2 protein-coding genes and 2 pseudogenes are annotated in these 3,937 nt (G+C 63.3%); 2 read left to right on the top strand and 2 right to left on the bottom strand.

Annotation, left to right across the window (positions count from 1 at the left end; translation table 11 throughout):
• Window positions 1-384, bottom strand: a pseudogene (locus tag EA346_RS01045) (transposase); the annotation flags it as partial.
• A 360-nt stretch (window positions 385-744) separates the two neighbouring features.
• Window positions 745-1,578, bottom strand: a pseudogene (locus EA346_RS01040) (IS110 family transposase); the annotation flags it as partial.
• Between the two features lie 141 nt (window positions 1,579-1,719).
• Here EA346_RS01040 and istA point away from each other — a divergent pair.
• Both istA and istB read left to right on the top strand, forming a co-directional pair.
• Window positions 1,720-2,973 (top strand): IS21 family transposase, encoded by a 1,254-nt coding sequence (gene istA, locus EA346_RS01035; protein WP_296754539.1) that lies wholly within the window; start codon window positions 1,720-1,722, stop codon window positions 2,971-2,973.
• Window positions 2,970-3,815, top strand: a complete 846-nt coding sequence (gene istB, locus EA346_RS01030) for an IS21-like element helper ATPase IstB (RefSeq protein ID WP_296754537.1) — start codon at window positions 2,970-2,972, stop codon at window positions 3,813-3,815. Before istA ends, istB begins: the two co-directional genes overlap by 4 nt.
• Window positions 3,816-3,937: the final 122 nt, after the last annotated feature.

Genomic DNA, 3,937 nt, shown 5'->3' with positions numbered 1-3,937 from the left:
GATCGCCGCCATCACCTTGCGCGACATCTTTGTCGTCAGCAACCGGTCGCGGTTCTTCGTGAACACCGTGGGCACCCAGACCGGATCATCGATGCCCAGCCCTACGAATCAGCGGAACATCAGGTTGTAATCCATTTGCTCCATCAGCTGCCGCTCGGATCGGACAGAAAACAGGATTTGCAGCAGGCTGGCCCGGATCAGACGCTCCGGTGGGATCGAGGGGCGGCCGAAATCGGTGTAAAGCGCCTCGAACTCAGCATCGAGGCTGGTCAGCGCGTCATTCACGACCTGCCGGATCTTGCGCAGCGGGTGACGCGGCGGGATGCGCTCTTCCAAGTTAACATAGCTGAACAGCGACCCGCTCATCTCGTCCGTCCCACACATCATCACCCCCACCATTGCAGTGGGAAGGGTGAATCATGTTCTCAAATCGTTGTCGAGACGGGACTATTTCAGCAACCTGTTCTCATGATCGCTGCCAAGCCCTTGTTTCATAGTAATTTCACCGGCGGGGCCGGGCGCAGCTTGATGGGGATGCGCAAGGTTGGAGACGGAACTGAGACGACGGTTGAGCAAGCTCTCATACGCGGGTTGGATACCGCATGACCGTGGTTTCGTCTTGGGGCTGCCTCGCTCTAAGTGGCGAGCGTCGGCTTGGCCGGCTCATAACAGGGCACGAGGGTTCCCCACCGCGTTCCGCCCCCAACCTTGCGCATCGGCGTAATCAGGGTGCCTTGCTTCTTATCAGCCTTGCGTGCCAGCCGGAACGACATGTGGTGGCGTTACAGCCCGGGCGATGGCCCAGATGAAGCCAACCATTTCGCGAGCGATGGCCGTGGTGACGACCACCTTCGCTTTCCCAGCCGCGACCAGATGACGGTAGCGTTGGCACATCCGCAGCTGGCCCTTCCAGGCGATGTCCCGCACGGCCTTGGGCAATCCCTCTATCCTGTCGTGAAGCTTGCGGCTGACGCGCGCCTGCATTCGGTAACTCCAGGCACCTTCGATCAAAGCTCGTCGGGCGAGACCACTGCCGGCCTTCGTGATGCCGCCGCGGCGCACGGTAGCCCCGCTCGAATGCTCGGAGGGCGTGAGACCGAGATATGCCATCAGCTGACGCGGATTGTGGAACCGTTGGAAATCCCCGACCTCGGCCACCACCGTCACCGCGACGATGAAGGCCACACCGCGCATCGCCTGCACAGCCTCGACCACGGGCGCCAGCGACCAGCTGGGCAGCAGGTCAGCGATCTGACCTGTCAGTCGCTCGACCCGGATCTCAGCATCGGTAACTGCGTCTACATAGTCTTGGAAGACGATCTGCTGGGCGGGATGGTCGAACCGCACCGTCGTCAGCCAGCGCCGATAGGCAACCGTCCAGCCCTTCTTTCCCGGATAGATACGGCCGTGGCGGAGCAGAAACCCCTGAAGATGTTGTCGCGCCTTTCCCAAAACCCGCATCGCAGTCGTCCGGGCGCGAACCAGATCGCGCATCGCCTCATGCGCCGCATCCGGCACCCAGACCGCCGTCAGTTCACCCGCCCGATGCAGCTTCGCCAACATCACCGCATCGCGGCGTGTGAGTGCTGGACGTAATCTCCCCAAAACGGCTGGATGAATTTTCCCCAGTTTGGCGCGACGGAGGGTCAGGCGGGCATGCCCGCCTGACCCTCCGTCGCGCAGAATTACCCCTGCTGATGCCAATGGAAGGGCCTGCAGGTGGTTGGATTGAGGGAGATCGTGATGATCTTGGAGTTGAAACGACAGGGGCTTGGCGTCAGTGCGATTGCGCGGCAGACCGGGCTAGACCGCAAGACGGTGCGGAAATATCTCGCGCAGGGCCTCGAGATGCCGGTCTATGGCCCGCGCGACGTGGGGGAGCGGCTGGCCGAACGCTTTCGCGCCTATCTTGCGGAACGTCTTCATGCCTTCCCGGGGCTCTCGGCGCGCAGGCTGCATCGTGAGGTTCGGGCGATGGGGTATGAAGGGGCCTATTCCACGCTGACGGAATATCTCCGGCTGATCCGGCCCGCGGTGCCTCGGCAGTTCGAACGGCGCTTCGAGACGGCGGCGGGTCAGCAAGCACAGGTGGATTTTGCCGAGTTCCAGGTGGAGTTCAAGGCCGAACCCGGCGTGCTGCGCAAGGTCTGGCTGTTCAGCATGGTGCTGGGGCACAGCCGCTGGCTCTGGGGGCGGTTCTGCCCGAACCAGACGCTGGAAACGGTGATGCGCTGTCACATCGCGGCATTCGGCGCGATGGGCGGGGCCTGCACCGAGATCCTCTATGACCGGATGAAGACGGCGGTGATCGGCGAAGACGCCGCGGGTGTCGTGACCTACAACGAGTCCCTGGTGGCGCTGTTGGCTCATTACGGTTCTGCACCACGGGCCTGCCAGCCGTATCGGGCCAAAACCAAAGGCAAGGTTGAGCGGCCCTTCCGCTATGTGCGGCAGGACTTTTCCCTCGGCCGCAGCTTCCACGACATGGACGATCTGAACGCCCAGTTCGATGAGTGGCGCACGACCATCGCCAATCCCCGCGTGCATGCCACTACTCAGCGTATCGTGGATGAACACTTTGCCGAGGAACAACCGCAGCTTATGGCCATGCCGGCCCGTCCCTACGACGCGGTGTTGACCGTGGAACGGCGGATCAGCCAGGAAGGCATGGTCGCGGTCGGTGGCAATCAATACAGCGTGCCCGACACCACGCGGCGGCGGATCGTCGAGGTCCAGAACCACCCTGCCGAGGTTCGGATCTTCGAGGACGGCCAACTGGTCGCCAGCCACCCGGTGCTGGAAGGCAAGAACCAGCGCAGGGTTGACCCCAGCCATCGCAAGCCCGTCCCGCCCGCACGCCGCGCGGTTCAGCTTACCACGCGCCCGAACGATGCCCCGGTGGCGCGTCGTCCTCTGGCTTTCTATGAGGCGGTCGGGCGCCGTCTGGCCAATGCGCCGGGGGGCCGCCCATGATCCCGGTCACCGAACGCATCCGCCAGAGCCTCGTCAGCCTGCACATGGCCCGCGCCCTGGAAACGCTGGACCAGACCCTCAGCCGACTGGAAAAGGGCGAGATCAGCGCCATCGAGGCCATCGACGAACTGCTGGCCGAAGAGCTGAACCTGCGCGAAGGCCGCCGCATCGGTGTTGCCCTGCGCACCGCCCGTCTGATGCCGATCAAGACGCTGGAAAGCTTCGACTTCTCCTTCCAGCCCTCGCTGGATCGCCATCGCATCATGGCACTGGCGCAGTTGGAGTTCATCAAGCGGGCCGAGGTTCTGCACTTTCTTGGCCCGCCGGGCACCGGCAAAAGCCATCTCGCCACCGCCATCGGCGTCGCGGCGGTCAGGGCGGGGCGCAGTGTCTACCGCTGTTCCCTGGCGGAGCTGATTGAAGCCCTGACCAAGGCCGAGCGTGAAGGGCGTCTGGCCGAAAAGATCCGGTTCTATGCCCGTGCCTCGCTGCTGATCATCGACGAGATCGGCTATCTGCCCATAACCAGCGGCGGCGCCAATCTGTTCTTCCAACTGGTCAACGCGCGATATGAAAAAGGCGCCATGATCCTGACCTCGAACCGTGGCTTCGCGGAATGGGGCGAAATCTTCGGCGATCCTGTCGTCGCGACCGCGCTTCTGGACCGCCTGCTGCACCATGCCGTCGTGGTTCAGATCGAAGGGGCCAGCTACCGGCTGCGCCATCATGCCGATCTGATCCCGGAACACACCCGATCACATGCAACCATCACCCCACCGCCGCCGCCCAAACGCCGCGGCCGGCCACCGAAAAACGGAGGCGCCAATCACATCCACGGCTGATCGCCAGACCCGCGAGGTGGGGAATTTTGCGCCAGCACTTCCGGGGAAATTTGATCCAGCATTTACACGGCGGTCTGTCTTCACGCGATCGCCCGCCTTCACCGGAATGAGCGATGGGGCCA

The organism is Thioalkalivibrio sp. (assembly GCF_007692535.1).
GTDB lineage: Bacteria > Pseudomonadota > Gammaproteobacteria > Ectothiorhodospirales > Ectothiorhodospiraceae > Thioalkalivibrio.
The sequence above is the reverse complement of the archived record's forward strand: the minus strand, read 5'-3'. Positions and strand labels throughout refer to the sequence as shown.

Excerpts from the sequence above, each read along its gene's own strand:
- istB (WP_296754537.1), top strand. The coding sequence starts at position 2,970 with ATGATCCCGGTCACCGAACGCATCCGCCAGAGCCTCGTCAGCCTGCAC.